The organism is Bradyrhizobium zhengyangense, from assembly GCF_022012435.1.
GTDB classification, from domain to species: domain Bacteria; phylum Pseudomonadota; class Alphaproteobacteria; order Rhizobiales; family Xanthobacteraceae; genus Bradyrhizobium; species Bradyrhizobium zhengyangense.
Window position 1 is genome coordinate 13,463 of record NZ_JAKLUA010000003.1, and the last position, 21,560, is coordinate 35,022.

A 21,560-nucleotide genomic window follows, 5' to 3' on the forward strand; every position below is an offset into this window, starting at 1 on the left:
CCTGATGCTCTTCAACTCCTACCCGTTCATCCTGCTGTTCCTGCCGGTCGTTCTGGCCGGCTATTTCTGGCTGGGGCGACGCAGCAATCTTGCGCCGGTGATCTGGCTGGCGCTGGCCTCGCTCGCCTTCTACGCCATCGGCAACTGGCAGTTCGTGGCCTTGCTGCTGATGTCGATCGCCTTCAATTATGGTATCGGCCATCTCCTCGTCGTGGCGAAGCTCCGCCCCGCGCAACGAAAGGCCGCGCTTGCCCTCGGCGTCGCCGGCGATCTCATCGTGCTCGGCATCTTCAAATATGCCGGTTTCGCCGCCGAGAATTTCAATGCATTGCTCGGCACGCACTTTGCGATCCACATCCTGCTGCCGGTCGGTATCTCCTTCTACACATTCACCCAGATTGCGTTCCTGGTGGATGCGTATCGTGGCCGGGTCGCAGCCTATGCGCTGTCGCATTACGCGCTGTTCGTGACATATTTTCCGCATCTGATCGCGGGGCCGATCCTCCACCACAAGGACATGATCCCGCAATTCGAGCGGAAGGAGTCCAAGCATCCCGACGCGCATCTGATCCTGTGCGGTGTCATCATCTTCGCGATCGGCCTGTTCAAGAAGACCTGCCTTGCCGACGGCATCCAGCCACTGGTCGCGCTCGCCTTCGAGGCGCGCTCGCCGAGCTTTGACCAGGCCTGGCTTGGCGCGCTCGCTTACACGTTCCAGCTCTATTTCGATTTCTCCGGCTATTCCGACATGGCGATCGGCATCTCGCTGATGTTCGGCATCTTCCTGCCGGTGAATTTCAACTCGCCTTACAAGGCCACCAGCATCGTCGAGTTCTGGCGTCGCTGGCACATGACGCTGTCGCAATTCCTGCGCGACTATCTCTACATCCCGCTCGGAGGTAACAGGCGCGGCCGCCTGCTGCGCTACGTCAACCTGATGATCACGATGCTGCTCGGCGGGCTCTGGCACGGCGCGGCCTGGACGTTCGTGGCGTGGGGTGCGCTGCACGGCGCCTATCTCTGCGTCAATCACGCCTTCAATGCGCTGGTGCCGAACATCCCATCGGCGCTTGCGCGGCCGGCCCGCATGGCCGGCGCCGTACTGACGTTCCTTGCCGTCGTTATTGCCTGGGTGTTCTTCCGTGCCGTGAGCATTGACTGGGCGCTGCGGGTGCTCCGCGCCATGGCAGATCCCTCGAATATCGTCTTCGGCCGCGAGGAGATTGCAGCGATGGCGCTGATCGCAATCTATGCCGCGCTGGTCTGGCTGGCGCCGAACACGCAATCCATCATGGGCTATGATCACGGCAATCGCCGGGTGGGCGAAGCGTTGCGGGCAGGGCGCATGCGGCCGCTGGTGCTCTACGGCGCATCGCTGGTGCTCGCGTTTGGCATTCTGGGCATCCAGAGCCACAGCGAATTCATCTATTTCCGGTTCTGATGCAGGGCACTTTCACACATATCAGGCAGCTTCTGCTCGCGAGCATCGCCTGCGTGCTCGGCGCAGCAGTGCTGACTTATGCCGTCGATCCCCTGCAACTGTTTCGCTCCTCGCGCTCCGCCTTCTATTCCGATGACACCCGCGTGCAGAATGCCGGACTGATCCGCAGCCAGTCATTCGATACCGTCTTCATGGGCACCTCGCTCGCGATTCACTTCCGCCAGAGCGACATCGACCGCGTGCTCGGTGTGCACTCGCTCAAGCTGGCGATGACCGGATCGAATTCGCGCCAGCAGAGTTTTGTGATGGAGCAGGCGATCGATCGCGGTGCCAAGCGCGTGATCTGGGAGATGGACGACTTTATCTTCGTCGATGCTGCCGACATCGAGGCCGATCCTTATCTCTCCGTCGATCTCTACCGCAGGACCACGAAAGGCATCGCGTCCTATCTGTTCAGCGCGGCGATGGCGAAGGAATCCCTGTTCGCGCTGTTGCGGTCGATCCCGCCGTTGAAGCAGCCACTGACACAGGCGGCGCCTTATCTGCCCGTTACGTTCGCACTGGCTGATGTCGATGACATCTATGCCCTGCCGCGAAACGTCGACGTCGCGCGTGACTACAATGCGAACAAGGCGCTGGCTTCGTTCGCCTACATCACCGCGCCATCGCGCAGCCGCTTTCTCGGTGAAGGCTATGGTTATGAGGCCATGGTCCGGCATTTCGAGCAGGATGCCGTGGGCCTGATCACGCGTCATCCCGACGTGACGTTCGACATCTACTTCCCGCCATACTCCATCCTGCAATTCGTCGCGATGCGCGATGCATCACCCGAGACGTTGAAGATCGTCCTGGATCTCACGGCTGTCATTGCGCAGCGCCTGACGCAGCTCCCCAATGTGCGTCTGCATGATTTCCGCGCGATCAAGGCGGTGACGCACGATCTCGCCAATTACGGCGACGTCATCCACCATTCGCCGGTGGTGGACGCGAAGGTGCTGTCATGGCTGGCGAGCGGGGAATACCGGGTCGACGCGAGCAATCCGCTCGCGTCGTTGGATGCGCTGAAGGCGCAGGTGGAGGCGTATCGCCTCGAGCGCTGAACTTCCCCTCTCCAACAAGGGGAGAAGGAAGAAGCACCTACACCGCCACCTGCTCGCCGAGATACGACACCGCCGCCTCGAGCCCGCCCTTGCCGTGCGGGATCTTCAGCGCGTTGAGGCCGACCTCGATGACCCCTAACGTACCGAGCAGCATCGGCGCATTGACATGGCCCATATGGGCGATGCGGAAGGCTTGGCCGGACAGATCGCCGATGCCGGTGCCGAGCACGACGCCGCACTTCTCCTTGCAGTAGCGTTGCAGCACCGCGGGATCGTGACCGGTGGCCATGGTCACCGTGGTCACGGTGTTGGAGCGCTCATGCGGCTCGGCGACATTGAAGCCGAGCACCTGGCCTTCGGTCCATGCGCCGACCGCGCGGCGTGTGGCTTCGCCAAGCAAGGCGTGGCGGCGGAACGCGTTTTCCAGCCCTTCCTCATGCAGCATGTCGATCGCCTTGCGCAAGGCGAACAACAGATGCACCGGTGCGGTGCCGGCATATTTGCGGTAATTCTCGGTGCCCTCGCGCTCGCTCCAGCTCCAGTAGGGCGTCGACATGTTCGCCTTCTTGTGGACCTCCTGCGCGCGGGCGTTGGCAGCAACGAAGCCGAGGCCGGGCGGCGTCATCAGGCCTTTCTGCGAGCCGGACATCGCGACGTCGACGCCCCATTTGTCCATCTCGAACGGCATGCAGCCGAGCGAGGCGACGGTGTCGACCATGTACAGCGCGGGATGGCCGGCGGCCTTGATGGCCTTGCCGATCGCCTCGATGTCGTTCTGCACGCCGGAGGCCGTGTCGATCTGGACGACGACGACGGCCTTGATCTTGTGCTCGGTGTCGCGGCGCAGCCGCTCTTCGACCTCATGCGGCCGCACGGCGCGGCGCCAATCGCCCTTGAGCACCTCGACCTCGGCGCCCATCAAGGCTGCCGCATTGCCCCAACCGATCGCGAAGCGTCCGCTCTCCAGCACCAGCACCTTGTCGCCGCGCGACAGCACGTTGCTCAAAGCGGCTTCCCAGGCGCCGTGGCCGTTGGCGATGTAGATGTAGGATTTGCCTTTCGTGGCAAATAGATTCGAGATGTCCCGGAGCAGGCTTTCAGTCAGCTCGAGCATCTCCCTGGAGTAGATGTCGATCGCCGGACGATGCATCGCCTGGAGCACCGCGTCGGGCATCGTGGTGGGTCCGGGGATGGCCAGAAATTCCCGGCCCGCGCGAACGGTCATTGCTATCTTCCTTGTGTCGTGAAGACTGTCTGGTGGGTCGCTGATTTATTCTTTCTACGCGGCGGGGAGGGCCGAGAAAAGCACCGAAAACGCAGGTCTGGGGCGGCTTTTTGTTTTGAGCATGCTCTTGTCGGAAAACCGCGTCACACTTTGCGCTGACGCGGCCCTTCGGGTCCGGACCATGCTCTATCTCTTGGTCTCCCGGCAGCCGGCGGCCTCAGCCTCCTCGACCGAGCAGAACCAGCGGGTGCCCTTGCTGATCTTCATCTTGATCTGGGCGTACCAGCGGCTGGTTGGCCGGTGGTAGATGCACTCGCCGGACGAGTTGACGTTGCCCTTGATGGTGCAATCCGGCGAGGGCGCGACCGGCCCCGAGGCCGAGGCGAGCAGCACCGCATGAGCGCCCTCGGGCGGCTTGGTGGCACCCAGGATCGTGGTCTTCTTGTTGCGCACGCGCCAGTCCCAGGGCGCGATGAAGGCGCCCTGCCACATCCCGGCCTTTGCTTCGCGCGCTGCCGCTTCGTCCGCCTCGTAGTCCTTCGAGAGGCGGACATAGGCCAGCGCCCAGCCGCTGCGCACCAGCCATTTCTGGATGTCTTCGCCGCCGACCTCGCAGCGCGCCACGGTGCGGCCACGCCGGTCGATCGAGCGGGCATGGCAGACCCAGGTCTTGCCCTCGGAGTATTTGGCGAGCTCGTCGCGTGCGGCGACGCCGCAGGTCCAGCGCTCGCTCTTGGTGTTGAGGCAGAGCTGGTCGGCTGAGGGCGCGTCGATGCCGCCGAGCCGGATCCGCGTCGTGCCGATCAGGATGGAATCGCCATCGCGGATCTTCGCCGTGCCGGTGATATCAGCGGCCAGCGCCAGCGATGGCAAGCTGAGCAAAGACAGCGCAATCAGGAATTTTCGCAACATGCCGGTCCGCATTGTCTCAAGAACACCTTGATAAGCCGGGCAATTGTGGTCGGCTTTAGGCCTTGCGGCCAGCATAGGCCGAACAGATAGGCTTTCAATTTCCCGTCATTGCACGGCACAGGTCTCGTAGGGTGGACAAAGCGTAGCGTGCCCACCATCAGAAGTTGGTGGGCACGGCGCGAAGTGCGCGCCTTTGCCCATCCTACGAGACCTGCGCTCGGGGCACGAGAGCCGTGCCTCACCCCCGCGCCATCGCCCGCTTCGCCACCGCAAGCCCCATCAGCACGAAGGCCGACGTCACCTCGGGTCCCCCGACCAGAATCCGCGTCGGGGTCTTCATCTTGTTCCATTCATAGGCGCGGAACGGGCCGCGGCGGCCGCCCTCGCCGATGGCGTTGACGATCACGGTCAGCGCCGGCGCGAAGGCGCGCGGATCGGCGCCGAGATGGCCGAGCGCAATCAGCGCCAGCGCCGCGTCGAATACGTTCATCTCCGCGGCCATCAGCTCGCCCTTGACGTAGGAGAGCACGCGATGGCGGATGAAGTCGAAATCGCCGGCGGGGTCGATTGCGGCCTGGGCTGCCAGCGGCAGCGCCAGGAAGGCCGCATAGCAGCGGCCGAAATAGGCGCTGTAGAGTTCCGGCAGATAATAGATATGCGAGCGCGGATTGGTGAAGGCCCCGCTGGCCGCCAGCCGCTTCTGGAAACCGATGATCCGGTGCACGGTGGCGAGCCGCGTCGGCGTCTCCAGAATCTTCCAGCGTGCCAGATTGCGAAAGCTCACCTCGAGAATGTCGAGATTGAGCGTCGGGTCGAGATCGTTGCCATAGGGCCGCTCGCCTTTGAGGTTGTCGATCCAGGTCGCGACGCCGCCTTCGTAGTCGAGATGATCGTTGAGCGGAACCGTCACGCGCGGCTCGTTGACGCCGGCCTGCACCTGATAGCCCGCGTAGAAGTCGAGCAGTGGCTGGTCGATGATCTCGTCAAGACAGCCGGCCTGCGTTGCGGCCGAGATCGAGCAGGCGGTGGTGTCGCAGTCCGGCACGTAGACGCCGAAGCCGAGGTCCTGCTTGATCTGGGCGAAATAGCGGGAGAAGCGCGGATGCGGCGCCGGCGCGAGCGCCGTGATGACGTTGAAGCGCGCGCCATCTGCGCCCTGTACTTCCTCGCGGCTGATATTGACGCAGAAATCGACCATGTCGGCGATGGCGCGCTCGGCGGCTGTCTTGTCTGTTGGCGAAGCCAGCCCGGTCTCGACATAACTGAGCAGCGCCTCGATGAAGAACGCGTCGTAATAGGCCGAGCGGTGGCGGATCTGCACCGGCTCCCACATCGGCTCGGCGATGCCGGCCCAGGGCGGATTGACCACGGCGCGCGCAGGCGAGCGCGCGATGAAGACGCGGGCGAGGTTGAACAGCAGCGATGAGTTCTTGTAGCCACGCGCGTTCAGGCCCGCGAGCGCCATGATCAGCTCGCGCCCTTTGAAATCGGGATCGCCGATCAGGTTGAATGCGGCATAGGTCGGCAGGAAACCGTTCTTGCGGTAGGAGCCGAGCAGATGCTGCGCGCAGTCGCGGATGACGCCGTCGATCTGCGCCTGCGGGGGAGCCGAGCCGGTGAGCATCGCCGGCGGCGGCTTGGGATGGTCGAGCGCGATGGTGTCGACGAGCTCGGCCACGGGCTGGCCAACTGCGGCCCAGTCGGGCTCGGCATCGTCGCGGGCGCGGACCAAAGCCTCGCGCAGCCGGGCGAGCTTCGCCTCGTCGCGCAGTTCGGGCAGGCCGCCACGGCGCAGCAGCAGGCGCAGCGCGGGATTGCCGAGCGCGGTCTTGTAGAATTTCGCCAGATGCGGATCGCCGCTGGTCTGGCCTGACAATACGGGATCGCAGACGTCGTAAAGCGAAGGGCCGTCCTTCCGCGCGGTCAACGCCCGGCAGGCGGCGCCGGCAAAATAATGAAAGCTCATGAAATACCTGGTCGCGGGGCCTTGGTCGGGGACGGCCGGTGCGCTCCCATCTGCGCACCACCCCTGCAAGTGTTTGAAAAAGCTACCCGGATTCGCAGGAAATACAAATGTGATGGGAGTCACGGAAAAAGTCGGCACGCGGGCTGCATGATCGGAGCCCGGAAGGCTACGGGGATACCAAAAACGAAGGAGACGAGAGCAAGAAATTTACTTGCTATTTCAGTAGCTTGGCTCAAATTTTGGGCAATCTATTGCAGGGCACACTATATGCCGTTAAAGGTTTGTTTGGTGCGGCGCCGCAAATTGCGCGCAATTCGGGGGCACTCCCCCGGCCGATCCCTCAAACCTAAAGACGCCATCGCGCTACTCAACCAGTGTGCGCGCGCTTGGCAGGTCTTTGGCACTGACAGGAATGAACCGAGATGAATGTAAGGCAGCTCGACATTTCCCGACGTTCGATTGCGCTCGCCGCGGCCCTCATCGGCACCGTGTCGCTGGCGATCGGCGCCCATGCTGCCCTCAACATGCGTGCGCTCGACGCCGCCAAGGCCGTTTCGACCGAGGTCACGGGCTCGGTCGGCCAGACCTCGCGTCTCGCGCTCGTCATCGGCAATGGTCATTATCCCGACGCCAGCGCGCCGCTGACGCAGTCGATCAACGACGCGCGCGCGCTGTCCTCCAGCTTGCGCAAGAACGGTTTTGACGTCGACATGGTGGAAGACGCCAGCAAGGACGACATGATCCGCGCCGTCAACCGCCTGAAGTCCCGGATCAAGCGCGACACCACCGTCATGCTGTTCTTCGGCGGCTATGGCGTGCAGGCTGGCCGCGAGAGCTACATGCTGCCCGTCGATGCCGTGATCTGGAAGGAAAGCGACGTCCGCCGCCAGGGCGTCTCGATCGAGGGCGTGCTCGAGATGATGAAGGAGCAGGGCGCCAAGGCCAAGCTCGTCGTGGTCGATGCCTCGCGCCGCAATCCTTACGAGCGCCGCTTCCGGTCCTATTCGCATGGTCTCGCGCCGATCGGCACGCCCGACAACGCGCTGATCCTGTCGTCCGCTTCGCCCGGCAAGGTCGTCGACGATGGCAAGGGCGAGCACTCGACGCTGGTCACCGAGCTGCTCAACAACCTCAATGCGCAGGGCACCGCCGAAGGCGTCTTCAACAAGACCCGCGTCGCCATCGCCCGCGCCTCCGAAGGCGATCAGGTCCCGACCGTGTCGTCCTCGCTGCTCGAGGACGTGCATTTCGACCAGGCCGGCGGCTAGTTATTTAGCGACGAACGTAGCTACGTAGTAAGCTCTCGTAGGGTGGGCAAAGGCGCAAAGCGCCGTGCCCACCACCCTTCCGATATTCGCGAGAAAGACGTGGGCACGCTTCGCTTTGCCCACCCTACGGCAGCGTGCCTGGGGACGTCTGCCTCTTCATCATCATTGCTTCGCTGCGCTCGCAATGATGGATGACGCGCGAGCTACTTCGCAGCTTCCGCGGCCATCACCGGCCGCACGGGATCGCCTTCGCGCAGAAGCGCGCCGGCGCGGGCGACGACGATGTCGCCTTCGTTCAATCCATCGCGGACTTCGATATTGCCACCCGACATCAGACCGATCTCGACGCGCTTGGTCTCGACGCGGTTGCGGCGGATCACCTGCACCACGGTGCCGGCGGACGAGTATTGCACCGCTGTCAGCGGCACCGCGACATTGCAGCTCTGCCCGGTCTTGATCAGCGCGCGTCCGCTCGCATTCAGCAGCAGCCGCTTCTGCGGGGAGGAGATGCCGATATAGACCATGCCCTGCTGGATGTTCGGCTCGACGGTCGGCCCGATGCGGCGCACCTTGCCGTCGATATCGCCGGCACCGGCAATGCGCACGGTGACAGGCTGGCTGACCGCGAGCTTGCGCACGTCGTTGGTCGCGACCAGGGCGACGAGATCATATTCGCTGCGCGCCACGATCGTGAACAGCGCCTCGCCCTTGGCCGAGGCGAGGTTGCCGATCTGCGCGGTCGAGGTGGCAATGATGCCTGCCACGGGCGCGGTGATCTGAAGCGTGCCGCCTTCGGGGAGCGCCAGCCGCGCCAGCACCTGGCCGGCCGTCGTGGTATCGCCGGCCTCGGCCAGCACCTCCGTCACCTTCAGCCCCGGACGCTCGGGCCGAACCGAGGTCTCCTCGCGCGCGATGATCGAGCCGGTGGCCTCGACGATGTCGGAGAAACAGGATTTGGCCGCCTTCAACACGGTGACCGCCGGCCCCTTGGGCGCGTCGTCATCAGCCGCGCGCACGGGCTGGGCGGAGAGCAGCGCCAGTCCGGCAAGGGCAATGAAAGTCTGGGACAGGGAACGCGCAGGCAATGAACGCATCGGTCATTCCGGTTGGCCGCAAGGCTCTAGGCGATGAGGCCTTCATCGATAGCAGAAGCGATGGCGGCGGGCCATGGGCTGACTGGATGAGAAATGCCGCAGCGCAGGCGGCGCGATGCCGCCTGTTGAATTAGTCGCTGCACGAGCGAAGAGGTTCGCGATTCCCCTGCCCTCCAGGGGAGGGCCAGAAAGCCCGCTCACTTCAACGCCAAAAACTCCACCCAGTTCGGCTTCTTGCCGGTGGTGTAGGACTTCAGCTTGCTGAGCGCGCCGGTGGCCTGATCGATGGCGTAGACCGTCATGCCGTCCGAGAGCTCGCCGACCGCGGCGAGGTAGCGGCCGGTCGGATCGATGTTGAAGCCGCGCGGCTGCTTCTCGGTCGGCACGCTGCCGACCGTGGTCAGCTTCCCGTTCGTTCCATCCACCTTGTAGGCGGTGAGCGTGTTGGTGGTGCGCTCGGAGGCGTAGAGGAAGCGGCCATCAGGGGTGATGTGAATGTCGGCGGCCCAAGGCTTTTGACCAGAGTCCTTTCCGGTGAAACCTTCCGGCAGCGTGGTCGTGCGCTGGATCTCGCTCCAGGCCCCGCTCTTGGCTTCATAGCCGTACGCCGCGACGTCGCCGTTCAGCTCGTGGATGAGATAGACGAACCTACCATCAGGGTGGAACACGAAGTGCCGCGGCCCGGATTTCTCCGGCGTTTTGACAGCAGGCTGATCGCTCGGCGTCAGCGTGCCGGCGCTGGCATCGAACGCAAAGCGCAGAACCTGGTCCGAACCGAGATTGGTCGCGAACACAAAACGGTTGTCGGGCGAGGGCAGGAAGGCATGCGCGTTCAGTCCGGTCGGGATCACCTGCTTCGGCTCGCCGACGACGCCGTTCGCGGCAAGCGGATTCAGCGCGACCTTGTTGCCACCATAGGAAGCGCTGAACAACACCTTGCCGCCGCGGTCGATGGCGATGTTGGCCATGCTGTCGGCAAGCGGCCCGTTGCCGATATGGCTGAGCTGGCCCGTCTTCTGGTCGATCGCAAAGCTCACGGCCTGGAACGGCTGCGAACGGACGCCCGCGATCAGCACGCGATGGTCGGGCGTGATCGCGAGCGGCGTCGAGGCGCCGGGCTTTTCGACGCCCGCGAAGGCGGCGGTCTGCACCGGCGTCATCTCGCCGTTCTCGGCGATCTTGAACACGCTGATGTCGTTGCTGTCGGCATTGCCGACATAGGCGAAAGTTTCGGCCATGCCGGCACGGGCTCCCAAGACGAGGGCAAGAGAGGTGACAAGAGTGGTGGCGATCGCAGCGCGCGGCGATTTCGATGTGATTTGGCGTGTTGGTTTGATCAAGGGCGTCCTCCTGCCGGTGTGGCGTTGTTGTTTTGCGGCAGAGGATAGCGGCTCGTATTGCCCGGCACCAAAATCCAGATGGGATTGATCGATGCCTAAATTGTATCGTTTCCTCTTCCCGCCGCTAGCGCACCGACGCCGTCAGGTCGCGCGAGGGCAGATGCGGGCCGGCCACATGGTCGGGCGGCCCGAGCACGCTCCACACGGCGATCGCCACAATGGCGGAGGTCAGGATGGTCCAGGCGACGAGTTGCTTCCGCATCAGGCCAAATCCGTCGGGTCGAAGGATCGGTGCACGCTGGCCATCGTGCACCGCAAAAAGCGACCCGGCTGTGAACTCGTTCACAGCCACATGGCGCGCGAGCAAAATTACGAACCATTGCCGGCGGTGTGCATTGATCCGGCATGCCCCGCGAAAACGACCTCGAAGGCAAGCCCGACATGGGCGGCAAGCACGGCGGCCAAGCTGGCCAGCCCAAGCCGCCGTCGCGTCCGCGCGAAGGCGGGCACGATGAAGATGTCGTGGCAAAGCGCCACACCGATCAAACCGGCCGCAAGGTCTCGCCGACCAACACACGAAAGCGCTAAGCTTTGCCTGCTATTGCTTAAGTCGCAGGCCCCGGCCACGCGAATCGTCAGGGAACGGCAGTCCCTTCGCGCCGTTACCCCGGTCCCGCAAGCCGAGGACATAACGGAGGCTGGCAAAACGGAGGCTGGAAGTGTTTTGGATCTATTGGGACACCGCCTGGTCGCTGATCATCAGCGGCATCATGTTCACCACGATCGTGACCCACCCGGACGCCGAGTTCGCCGAGATCCGCGCCGGACGACAGTGACAGTCCAGGCGCAATAGCCTGACGACGGTCTGAAACATCCATCTGCGCGGGTGCCATTCGACTCGCCTCGCGCGTGGACGCCCTTGGTGAACCAAATCTTAGGGGCAGCGCGGTACTTTTCTGCATCTTTTTCCGATTCAGAGACCCGGCGCTCCCTATGGCATTGTTCGGCAATCCTTCCATTCGTTCTGTTCTCGGCGCCATCATCGGCGTCCTCGGCCTGTTCCTGGTCGGGCAGCTCGCAACCGGGCTGCTCGGTGCGGTTGAGCGCAACGGCGCGGCGCAGAAGGTCGAGCGCTATGCCGGCACTGACCAGCAGCTCTTCACGGCCCTGCTCGGTTTCCGGATCGAGCGCGGCACTTTCCTGTCGGCGCTGGTCGCGGAAGAGCCGGCCAATGCCGCTGCCGATGACCGGATCGCATCCAACCGGCAATCGTCTGAAACGGCCTACAAGAGCGTGCTCGAACGGCTCAACGGCGTGGCCGATTCCCGCCTTGCCGGGGTCATGGGCAAGTTCGTTGCGCTCCATGATGCGCTGATGCCGCTGCGAACCAAGGCCGAATCTCTGATCCACCAGCCCAAAGCTGCGCGCGACACCAAGGCAGCCGACGAATTCAGGAAGACGGCGCAGGACTATCTCGACGCCATCCTCGCGCTCACCATTGAGCTGGAGAATGCGCTCAAGCTCACCGACCCCGTGGTCGATCATCTCCTCGGCGTCAAGCAGTCGGCCTGGGCCGCGCGCAATTTCGGCGGCCTCATCGCGATCCGTCTCGAGGCAGCGGGTGCCGCTGCAAAGCCCTGGACCGCCGCCGACATCGTCGGGGCGGCTGAGGATGCCGGCCGCGCCAAGCAGGCCTGGAGCCAGGTGCGGGATACCGCCAGCCGCACTGACGCCCCCGCAAGCCTCACTGACGTGATCGCGCGATCGAAGGCGGGCGATGCGGTTGCCATGGTCGAGCGCCAGCAGGGCCTCATCAAGGCGCTGAGCAACAACCAGACCATCGACATCAAGGGCGTCGAGCTTGCCAAGCTCAACACCGCCATTCTCAATTTCTATGTCGAGGCCGGTCAGGCGGCGCTGGCCGAAATGGTCGCCCGTGCCGGACAGCAGAAGACGGCTGCGATATGGAGCCTCGTCTTCAACGGCGCGATGATGCTGGTCGCGCTCGCCATCACGGTGTTCGGCTTCATCCTGGTTCAAAGCCGCGTCAGCACGCCGATCCGGAAGCTGACGCAGGCGATGCGCAAGCTCGCCGAGCGCGACTATGCGATCGAGCTCGCAGGCATCGAGCGCGGCGATGAGATCGGCGAAATGTCGCGCGCCGTGTCGGTGTTCAAGGAGAACATGATCGCGGGCGACCGCCTCGGCGAGGAAAAGGCCGCCGAGCAGGCCAAGAAGGAGCGTCGCCAGTTTACCATCGACGGGCTGATCGAGCAGTTCGAAAAGACTGTCACGGAATCGCTGCACACACTGGCCTCGGCCTCGGGCGAGCTGAATGCCACGGCGCAGTCGATGTCCTCGACCGCCGAGCAGGGCTCGTCCCAGGCGGCCTCGGTCGCGACCCTGTCGGGCGATGCCTCCTCCAACGTGCAGACGGTGGCTGCGGCGACGGAAGAGCTGTCGGCTTCGATCAGCGAGATCAGCCGCCAGGTCGCGGAATCCTCCAGCATAGCCGGCGCCGCTGCCAGCGAAGCCGATCGCACCAACACCGAGGTGCAGGCGCTGGCCGATGCCGCCCAACGCATCGGCGATGTCGTCGCGCTGATCACGGGCATTGCCGAGCAGACCAATTTGCTGGCGCTCAACGCCACCATCGAGGCCGCGCGCGCCGGCGAAGCCGGTCGCGGCTTTGCGGTGGTCGCATCGGAAGTGAAGAACCTCGCCACGCAGACCGCGAAGGCGACGGAGGAAATCACCGGCCAGGTCGCCGCGATCCAGGGCGCCACCAAATTGTCGGTGACGGCGATCCAGTCGATCGGCACCACCATCCAGCGCGTCAACGAGATCGCAGCCGCGATCGCGGCGGCTGTCGAGGAGCAGGGCGCCGCGACGCGCGAGATCGCGCGCAACGTGCAGCAGGCCTCGCAAGGCACCAACGACGTCTCGCGGCATATCTCGGGCGTCTCGCAGGCGGCCGGGCAGACCGGCGCCGCCGCCGGCGAAGTGCTCGATTCCGCCAAGATGCTGGCGCGCCTGTCTGATGATCTCAAGCGCGACGTCGACCGCTTTGTCGGCGATCTCCGGGCGGCGTAGGACGCTTCGTCCACGCTCGCCGTGCCCAAGCTCAGCCGCGGTTAACCACCGTTAACGGTTCCCGCGCTGAGGCCAAATCGCTTTGAAGTTTCTTAAATTTTGCTGGGTACCTCTCCCTGACAACTGATCCGGGGAAAGTAATGGGTAAGCGGGCCAAACGTGGAAAAGCGGAGACGCTCGCACTACCAAAGGCCGCGAGAGTTGCAATTGGCGCCGTAGCCGTCGCCATCGTGGGCTACAGTTTGCTGTCTCGCCCGGCGGGTGTGCAATCGCAACAGAAGCCGTCGCCGCACCAGGCCCAGGCGTCGTCGTCTCCGGTTTACGTGGCAACACCAGCTCATGTCTCGGTGCCAGCTCCGGCGCCGATTCCAGCTCCAGCCCCGGCGCCACTGGTCGAGCCACCAAAAGCCGCTGAGGGTCCCGGAGCCTTTGTTCGGCAGGTGGTTGACTACGCCAGCCACCAGACGCCGGGCACTGTGATCGTCGATACCAAGAACACATTCCTCTATTTCGTCCTGAACGACACGCAGGCGCTGCGCTACGGCATCGGTGTTGGCCGTGAAGGCTTCACATGGTCCGGCGAACAGACGGTGGCCCGCAAGACGGAATGGCCGGATTGGCGTCCACCTACGGAGATGCTTGTGCGCCAGCCTTATCTGCCGCGGTTCATGGCAGGCGGTCCCGGCAACCCGCTTGGCGCTCGGGCGATGTATCTCGGCGAGACCGAATTCAGGATCCACGGCACCAACAAGCCCGATACGATCGGCAAGCGGGTCTCGTCCGGCTGTATCCGGTTGACCAATGATGACGTCGTGGACCTCTACGAGCGGGTGAAAGTCGGAGCGAAAGTGATCGTGCTTCCGGCAACCGCTGCCCAGATGCAATCATCCGGACCGAAGATCGCCGAGGTCCAGTAGTACGCGGCACGTCACTGCATCATCGCAGCCGCGATCTTCTCCGCCGACATCAGCACCGGGAAATTGGTGTTGGCGCACGGCACCACCGGGAAGATCGAGGCGTCGACGACGCGCAGGCCCTGAATGCCCTTGACCCGGCCTTGCGTGTCGACGACGGCCATCGGATCGTCGGCCCGGCCCATCCGGCATGAGCAGGAGGCGTGCCACACGCCGATGGTGGCCTTGCGCACGAAAGCTTCCAGCGCCTCGTCATTGTTGATCACGTCATCGAAGGTAAAGCCCTCGACCACGAAATTGTCGATCAGATAGTGGCGCAGCGCCGCCGGCCCATCCATCATGGTCGCGGCGATCCTGGTCAGGATCTTGTTCTGGGTGTTGACCACGCCGATCTTGCGCACCTTGTCGGTATAGGCGGCCGGGAACGGCTTGTCCGTCACCTTCTTTACGATATCGCTCATCTGAATGGCGGCCATCTTGCGGAAGCCGCTCATCAGGCGGTCGAGGTCACGCCGGTCGGACAAGAGATTGAACTCGACGATCGGCTCAGCCGTGGGCTCGCGCGAGGCGAGCTTCACCTGCCCCGTCTCGGAATAGGTCTTGTTGACGAAGGTGAGCAGCGAGCCGATCTGCGCGCCGACCGCGTGCCAGGCCGATTTGGAGAGCACGACGACGAACATGTCGCCCTTCGGCACGCCTTCAAGTCCTGACGAGTAACGCAGGCCAAGCTGCATATGCCGCCTTGTATGCTCGTTCATGCGCGCGCCGCGGCGGACAAAGGACGACAGAGAGATCGAGGGATGGTCCATCAGGCGCTGGCCGACGCCGGCGAGCCCCATCAGCACCGGAATGCCCATGTCCTTGAGGTGGCCGACCGGACCGATGCCGGCGCGCAAGAGATGCGCCGGCGAATGGATCGCGCCGGAAGAGAGGATGATCTCGCGTCCCCGGAATTCCTGCTCGCGTCCGTCGATCACTGCTTTCACGCCGACGCATTGCGTGCCTTCGAAGATCAGCTCTCTCACCTGCGTGTTGGTGGAGATCGTGAGATTGGTGCGCTTGCGGGTGTCGCGATCGAGATAGCCCATCGCGGCCGAGACGCGCTGCTCGGCCTGGTTGGAATGCGTCACCGCAAAATAGCCGTCGACGAACTCGCCGTTCTGGTCGGCCACGTAGGGATGGCCGGCTTGATCGAAGGCGTCGGCGAACGCCTGCGAATGCTTCGTCCAGTGCTCGCGTGGAATGCGGCGCACCGGAATCCTTCCGTCCTTGCCGTGATAGGGTCCGTCGAAATCGAGATCGCGCTCCACCTTCTTGAAGAAGGGCAGCACGTCGTCCCACGCCCACCCTTCCGCGCCACGCGCCTGCCACTCGTCATAATCGGTCGGCGCGCCGCGATTGGCCATCTGGCCGTTGATGGACGAGCCGCCGCCAAGCACGCGCGCCTGCTCGTATTTGCGCAAAGGCGGACGCGCTTCGTTCGGATTGTTGTGGCTGACGACCTCGGTCGTGACCTTGAGCTCGGTCCAGTGAAAGCGCGGATCGAAATAGGCCGTGCCCGGATAGCTGTCCCTGATTTCGGCGGGCTCGTTGCCGGGTGGTGTGTCCTGCCCGGCTTCGCACAGCAGGACCTTGTTGGCGCTCCTGGCGGAGAGCCGGTGGGCCAGCACGGACCCTGCCGAGCCGCCGCCCACGATAATGTAGTCGTACACGATTGGCGTTTCCTCTTGTTCTTGCCCCAAGAGGGTAACGCGGAAATATCGCGAGGTCACGCCCCGCCCACGCAGGCGGTGGGTTGCGTCAAGACGCTATTGCAAAACCTTACTGCAGGACCTTGGGCATCACGACGACGACATCGACCTGCTTGTTCAGCACCCGCGAGGCGACGGCGGCGATGAGCGGCGAATAGCTGTCCTCGATGTCGGAGGCGACGTCCTCGTTCCTGGCGAAGGCGTAGAGCATCGTGCCCTCGATTTCATCGAAGCGAATACCCGCGAAGACGTGATCGAACGTCTCGGCGCCGACGATACCGGCCATGAGCGCCTGAATGGCGTGGTCCTGAATGCGTGTGAGCTTCATCATGCCGATGAGATATGGGACCTCCGTGCAAATGCAAGGCGCGGAGGAAAAACTCTCAGGCCGCAGCCGCCTGCTTCGACAACAGCTGCTTCAGTTTTGCCGCCGGCACGGCGGGGCTGAACAGCCAGCCCTGCATCTGGCTGCAGCCGAGCTGGCGCAGCACCTCGCGCTGGGCTTCGGTCTCGACGCCTTCGGCGGTCGTTGCCATGTGGCGGGCGGCGGCCATGTGCACCACGGCCTGCACGATCGGCGAGGAATCCTCAGGTTCGCCGATATCGCTGATGAAGCTGCGGTCGATCTTGATCTTGTCGAAGGGGAAGCGGTGCAGATAGCTCAGCGACGAATAGCCGGTGCCGAAATCGTCGAGCGCGATGCGCACGCCGAGCTCGCGCAGCTGCTGCAGGATGGTCAGCGCCTCCTCGTCGTCGCGGATCAGCACGGTCTCGGTGATCTCGAGCTCGAGCCGTCCCGGCGCCAGGCCCGACTCGGCGAGCGCAGCCGCAACCTTCAGCGCCAGCGTCTTGGAGCGGAACTGCACCGGCGAGACGTTGACCGCGATGTGGATGTCGCCGGGCCAGCTTGCCGCCTCAAGACAGGCTTGCCTCAAGACCCATTCGCCGATCTCGCCGATCATGCCGGTGTCCTCGGCGACCGGGATGAAGTCCGCAGGCGAGACCATGCCGCGCTCCGGATGGCGCCAGCGGAGCAGCGCCTCGCAGCCGGTGACGACATTGGCGGAGAGATCGACCAGCGGCTGGTAATGCACCTCGAACTCGCGGCGGGCCAGCGCCTGGCGCAAATCGAGCTCGAGCTGGCGGCGCTGCCGCGCCTTGGCGTCGTATTCGCCCACGAAGATGCGGAAGGTGCCGCGTCCCTCTGACTTCGCCGCATACATTGCGAGATCTGCGCGCTTGAGCAGGTCGTCGATGACGTCGCCGTGGTCGGGCGCGATCGCGATGCCGATGCTGGCGTCGGACGCTATCTCCTGGCCCTTGCAATCGACCGGCATGCGCAGCGATGCCAGGATCTGTTCGGCCAGCATCGCCAGCTCCGCCTGGTCGCAGGTCCCGGCCTTGATGATAGCAAATTCGTCGCCGCCGAGACGTGCCACCAGATCGTTGCCGCTGACGCAGGCGCGCAGGCGGTTCGCGACCTGACGCAGCAATTCGTCGCCGACCTCGTGGCCCAGTGAATCGTTGACGCCCTTGAACTCGTCGACGTCGATATAGAGGATTGCAAACGGCTTGCCTTGGGCAAGCTCCGCCACGCGGCGCTCGAGATGACCGCGCATTAGCACGCGGTTGGGAAGGTCGGTCAGCGCATCGTAATGCGCCATATGCGCGATGCGCTCGTCGGCGCGGATGCGCTCGGTGACGTCGTCATGGGTGGCGAGCCAGCCGCCGGCCGCGCTGGGCTGGTTCTTGATTTCGATCAGGCGGCCATCGGAGGTCTCGACGATGCGGCTCTGCGTCAGTCCGACCTGGCTCAGGATCCTGTCGCAATAGGCGTCGACGTCCCCGTCGAACGAGCCGGTGTCGGCGCGATGCTGGATCACGTCGCGGAAATTGACGCCGGGCTTCACCACCGCGGTCGAGAGCCCGTACATGTCGATGTAGCGGCGGTTGCAGACGATGAGCCGCTCGTCCTGGTCGAACATCAAGAGGCCCTGCGTCATCGTGTTCATGGCGGTGTCGAGCCGCTGCTTCTCCAGCGAGACTCGGTTGGTCACCTGGCGGAAGATCAGGAACAGGGTGAGCACGAGCAAGCCGATCGACAGCACGGCGACGGTGACGAAGAACTTAGTTTGTGTGCGCCAGGTGGCGAGCGCTGCATCCAGCGACCTGGTGGCGATGATCACGAGCGGCTCGCCGGTCAGCAGGCGGGAGGCCACAATGCGGTCCTTGCCGTCGATCGGGCTGGTGAGCTTCGTCGAGACGGAGGTGCGATCGAACACGGCCTTCTGCTCCGCCGAGCCGATGCGATAATTTTGCCCGATCATCGCGTCGACATGCGGAATGCGCGCGAAGAGCTGGCCGCTCTGGTGGTACATCGCGACCGAGGAATCCTCGCCGAGCCCGGTTGAGGCGAAGAAGGATTCGATCTGCTCCGGCGCGATCGCGCGCGTGACGATGCCGAGGAATTCACCGTGCGGACCTGACACGCGTCGCGCCAGCACGATCGCCGGACCCTTGCCCAACCGGCCGGGCACGACCTCGACCTCTTCCTGGGCGATCGCATCGTTCTTGAGCCTGATAAAATAGTTGCGATCGGACACCGAAATATCGGCGACGGGCCAGCGTTTCGACGAGTTGATCAGCCGCCCTTCGGCATCGAACACATTGGCGCCGGCAATGTCGGACCAGCCGCTCGCCTTGGCGCGCAGCACCTCATGCATGGCGAGCGTCGCCATCTCGCTGCGGAACAGTTCGGGGGAAGCGATGCCGTGGCTTTCGAGTTCCGCGATGATGCTCTTCTGGAGGACCGCGAAATCCGCGAACTCGCGATCGAAATGACGGGCCAGCAGGCGGACGGAGCTTTCAAGGCTGTCGCGACCACTCTCGATGGCGTTCTGCCGGAAGCGGTCGACGGTGAGCCCGGTGCCGATGGCGGTCGCGGCCATGAGCACGAAGCCGCCGACGATCAACCACGTCAGCGGCGCGCCGCGCCACTGGCGAAGCAGCACGCGCAATCGCGCGGTCCATCGGATTGATGCGCCCATCCTGCCCTCCCCTGGGATGCAGAATGCGCCAAAAACGCCAAGACCCCGTTACCATTGTGGGTTAGCGAAGTGTGAACTGGAACAAAATCAGGGGGTTGGCACGGCTATTGGGAACTCCAAAACGCGGGGCGGTTCTGGAGCTGCTTATCACTCCCGCTTCACTTCCCATTTCAGCGCTTCCGCATTCTCCTTGGCGAACATCGGCGGCACGTCGAATTTGCCGGTCTTCAGGTCATAGCGGCATTGCCAGCCGCCCAGTCCCTTCATGACGGTGTTTTTCGGATGCTTGTCGTATTGGCCGGCGAGGCTGATCACGAGATAGCGGTTGTTGGGCCAATCCACGCCGAGCCAGTGATAGGCCTCTTCGGTCCCCTTCAACAGATTGGCCGAGATGTGGAAGTCGAGCTTGGCAAACGTCTTCGTCTCCGGCCGGCCGTAGAAATAGGCCCAGGCGAGATCGCTGAGCGATTTTGTCCTGGTCGCACTGACAAAGGTGCCGTTCTCGGCATGATAGAGAAACAGGTCCTGCTCGCCTGAACCGGTCTTCTGCATCCGCACCAGCCATTGCGAATCTGCGGTGAAGCGGAAGCCGGCGCCATAGCCCTGCTCCGGCTTCAGCTCGGTCATCTGATCGCCGCGACGGGCCCAGACCTGCCATTTGACGTCAAAAGTGCCGGGGTCCTTGGTGTACTGCTCGAGCTTGGTGGCGCCGTCGGGCGAGGTGAAGGCGAGGTCGGCATCGTCGGTGAGAACGAACCCCGGCGGCGGGCCGGAGGCGGCAGCCGCGGGAGCTGCGGCGAGTGTAAGGGCAAGCGCCAGCCATGGCGCGGCGCGGCAAAATGCGGTCATGGTGAAATTCCCAGGAAAATGGCCGTTAAAAAATGGGCTTGATGCGGCCTCGCTGGTTTGACGCGGACAGGGCCGGCGCGGTTCATCCCTTCGAACGTCTTGCTGCCGCAGCCAAAACGGCGCAATTTGCCGGGGCTGATTTGCGACCCAGAGATTTTTGATCAAGGTTTGAGGACTGATGATCACCGCATCCAAGGCCTTCATTGCGTTCTGTCTGCTTGCCGTGGGCGGCACCGTGCTGGTGATCGGCCCGACCGAGCTGCGCCACATGCTGCCGGGTGGGACGAAGACCGAAATGGCCGCGGTCGCAAAGCCCGAGAGCAAGCCCGAGAGCAAGCCCGAGGTGAAAATCCGGCCCAAGGTCGAACCCAAGGCCGAGGCCAAGGTCGAACCAAAGGTTGAGGCCAAGACCGAACCCAAGACCGAATCCAAGATCGAACCCAAACCACAACCGAAGGCCGAAGTGCCGAAGCTCGCCACGGTCGCCCCCGCGCCGTCCGCCTCGCCGGCGACGACCGAGGCGCCGAAGGCGGGCGCGCTGGCCGAGACCCAGAAGCAGATCGCCGCGCTGGCGGATGTCGCTCCGGCCAAGCCGCAGCCGCCTGTTGCAGACACCGGCCCCCGCTTCGATGTCGCCCGTGTCGACGATCATGGCGAGGCCGCGGTGATCGCGGGCCAGGCTGCACCGGGCGCCAAGGTCGAGCTGCTGCGCGACGGCCAACCGCTCGACAGCGTGGTGGCCGATGCGTCGGGCCAGTTCGTGATGACGCCGCCAAAGCTTCCCGCCGGCAACTATGAGCTGGCGCTGCGCGCCAAGGCACCCGACGGCAGCGTCACGCAATCCAGCCGCACCATGCCGGTGACGATTGCTGAAGCCGCACCGCCGCCTGCGCGTGTCGCTGTGGCCGCGAAGCCCGAGGCAAAGCCGCAAGAAGCAAAACCTGATGACAAGCCGGAGGTTGTCGCATCGCTTCCGGCGCCGCGTCTGGCCTCGACGCCGGAACGGTCCGCGGCTCGGCCGCGGATGATGGGTCCGTCCAGACCCAAGTCCATGGCGAGGGTGCCTGCGACATCTGCGATTGTCGCGGCGGCCTCGCCCGCAGAGGTGCTCAACACGGCACCGGCGGAGGCCAGCGGCAGCCGGGTGATTTCCAAGGGTGACAGCCTCTGGGCCCTGAGCCGTCTGGCCTATGGCGACGGCGCCCGCTACGCGGTGATCTTCAATGCCAACCGCGAAAAGATCCGCAATCCGAATCTGATCTATCCCGGCCAGACCGTATTGGTGCCGCAAAAGGCGCAGTGAGGCGTCGTCATTCCGGGGCGTCGCGAAGCGACGAACCCGGAATCCATTGTCCTACCGTCACCGTCGCTCGATGGATTCCGGGTTCGCGCCGAGGGGCGCGCCCCGGAATGACGAGCGATTGGGCTCGCCGCCACTGCCGCCCCTCGATCCGCGACGCTTTGGCCCGTCTCGCCCCGGAACATTTGGTTCCCCGGCGCGTCTTCTCCCTGAGACGAGATGCGTGTTTGAGAGGACAACGCAGTGGTCAGCTCAGTGGT

Annotated in this window: 17 protein-coding genes; 7 read left to right on the plus strand and 10 right to left on the minus strand. The window is 64.1% G+C overall.

Annotation, left to right across the window (positions count from 1 at the left end; all coding sequences use genetic code 11):
* Positions 1-4: 4 nt before the first annotated feature.
* Together L6637_RS11570 and L6637_RS11575 are read left to right on the plus strand one after the other, a co-directional pair.
* Entirely contained in the window at positions 5-1,441 is a 1,437-nt protein-coding gene (locus L6637_RS11570) for an MBOAT family O-acyltransferase (RefSeq protein WP_237870736.1), read from the plus strand.
* Positions 1,441-2,541: a hypothetical protein gene (locus L6637_RS11575; protein ID WP_237870738.1), complete on the plus strand. Its 1,101-nt coding sequence runs from the start codon at positions 1,441-1,443 to the stop codon at positions 2,539-2,541. The genes L6637_RS11570 and L6637_RS11575 overlap by 1 nt, the downstream gene beginning before the upstream one ends.
* Before the next feature lie 37 nt (positions 2,542-2,578).
* Here L6637_RS11575 and L6637_RS11580 read toward each other — a convergent pair whose 3' ends face one another.
* The 3 genes from L6637_RS11580 to L6637_RS11590 form a co-directional block, all read right to left on the minus strand.
* Positions 2,579-3,766 carry a pyridoxal-phosphate-dependent aminotransferase family protein gene (locus tag L6637_RS11580; RefSeq protein WP_237870740.1) on the minus strand — a complete coding sequence of 396 codons (1,188 nt, stop codon included), beginning with the start codon at positions 3,764-3,766 and terminating at the stop codon, positions 2,579-2,581.
* A gap of 186 nt (positions 3,767-3,952) precedes the next feature.
* Complete coding sequence (locus tag L6637_RS11585) at positions 3,953-4,678, minus strand: thermonuclease family protein (protein ID WP_237870742.1); 726 nt, start codon at positions 4,676-4,678, stop codon at positions 3,953-3,955.
* Positions 4,679-4,916: 238 nt separating this feature from the next.
* On the minus strand, positions 4,917-6,644 hold the full coding sequence (locus L6637_RS11590; protein WP_237870744.1) for a hypothetical protein: 1,728 nt from the start codon (positions 6,642-6,644) through the stop codon (positions 4,917-4,919).
* Between the two features lie 422 nt (positions 6,645-7,066).
* On the opposite strand from L6637_RS11590, the gene L6637_RS11595 reads away from it, so the two are divergent.
* Positions 7,067-7,912 (plus strand): caspase family protein, encoded by an 846-nt coding sequence (locus L6637_RS11595; RefSeq protein ID WP_237864338.1) that lies wholly within the window; start codon positions 7,067-7,069, stop codon positions 7,910-7,912.
* Positions 7,913-8,115: 203 nt separating this feature from the next.
* Here L6637_RS11595 and L6637_RS11600 read toward each other — a convergent pair whose 3' ends face one another.
* The 3 genes from L6637_RS11600 to L6637_RS11610 all read right to left on the minus strand — a co-directional run bounded on the left by L6637_RS11600 (position 8,116) and on the right by L6637_RS11610 (position 10,608).
* Positions 8,116-9,006, minus strand: coding sequence for an efflux RND transporter periplasmic adaptor subunit (locus tag L6637_RS11600; RefSeq protein WP_237864337.1), 891 nt, complete (start codon positions 9,004-9,006; stop codon positions 8,116-8,118).
* 197 nt (positions 9,007-9,203) lie between these two features.
* The gene (locus tag L6637_RS11605; protein ID WP_333909352.1) at positions 9,204-10,346 is read right to left on the minus strand and encodes a lactonase family protein; all 1,143 of its coding nucleotides are present in this window, start codon (positions 10,344-10,346) and stop codon (positions 9,204-9,206) included.
* Positions 10,347-10,470: 124 nt separating this feature from the next.
* Positions 10,471-10,608, minus strand: coding sequence for a hypothetical protein (locus tag L6637_RS11610; RefSeq protein WP_237864335.1), 138 nt, complete (start codon positions 10,606-10,608; stop codon positions 10,471-10,473).
* Between the two features lie 143 nt (positions 10,609-10,751).
* Here L6637_RS11610 and L6637_RS11615 point away from each other — a divergent pair, with 143 nt between their 5' ends.
* The 3 genes from L6637_RS11615 (at position 10,752) to L6637_RS11625 (ending at position 14,356) form a co-directional block, all read left to right on the plus strand.
* A complete protein-coding gene (locus L6637_RS11615) occupies positions 10,752-10,934 on the plus strand; it encodes a hypothetical protein (protein ID WP_237864334.1) in 183 nt (60 codons plus the stop codon).
* 405 nt (positions 10,935-11,339) lie between these two features.
* Positions 11,340-13,439 (plus strand): methyl-accepting chemotaxis protein, encoded by a 2,100-nt coding sequence (locus L6637_RS11620; RefSeq protein WP_237864333.1) that lies wholly within the window; start codon positions 11,340-11,342, stop codon positions 13,437-13,439.
* A gap of 140 nt (positions 13,440-13,579) precedes the next feature.
* Complete coding sequence (locus L6637_RS11625) at positions 13,580-14,356, plus strand: L,D-transpeptidase (protein WP_237864332.1); 777 nt, start codon at positions 13,580-13,582, stop codon at positions 14,354-14,356.
* An 11-nt stretch (positions 14,357-14,367) separates the two neighbouring features.
* On the opposite strand, the gene L6637_RS11630 is transcribed toward L6637_RS11625, so the two are convergent.
* The 4 genes from L6637_RS11630 to L6637_RS11645 all read right to left on the minus strand — a co-directional run bounded on the left by L6637_RS11630 (position 14,368) and on the right by L6637_RS11645 (position 20,000).
* Positions 14,368-16,065, minus strand: a complete 1,698-nt coding sequence (locus L6637_RS11630) for a GMC family oxidoreductase (protein ID WP_237864331.1) — start codon at positions 16,063-16,065, stop codon at positions 14,368-14,370.
* A gap of 109 nt (positions 16,066-16,174) precedes the next feature.
* Entirely contained in the window at positions 16,175-16,435 is a 261-nt protein-coding gene (locus L6637_RS11635) for a hypothetical protein (protein ID WP_237864330.1), read from the minus strand.
* A 52-nt stretch (positions 16,436-16,487) separates the two neighbouring features.
* Positions 16,488-19,151, minus strand: a complete 2,664-nt coding sequence (locus L6637_RS11640) for a bifunctional diguanylate cyclase/phosphodiesterase (RefSeq protein ID WP_237864329.1) — start codon at positions 19,149-19,151, stop codon at positions 16,488-16,490.
* Between the two features lie 147 nt (positions 19,152-19,298).
* Positions 19,299-20,000, minus strand: coding sequence for a hypothetical protein (locus L6637_RS11645; RefSeq protein ID WP_237870748.1), 702 nt, complete (start codon positions 19,998-20,000; stop codon positions 19,299-19,301).
* A 178-nt stretch (positions 20,001-20,178) separates the two neighbouring features.
* Between L6637_RS11645 and L6637_RS11650 the strand changes: the two genes are divergently transcribed.
* Entirely contained in the window at positions 20,179-21,303 is a 1,125-nt protein-coding gene (locus tag L6637_RS11650) for a LysM peptidoglycan-binding domain-containing protein (RefSeq protein WP_237864327.1), read from the plus strand.
* Positions 21,304-21,560: the final 257 nt, after the last annotated feature.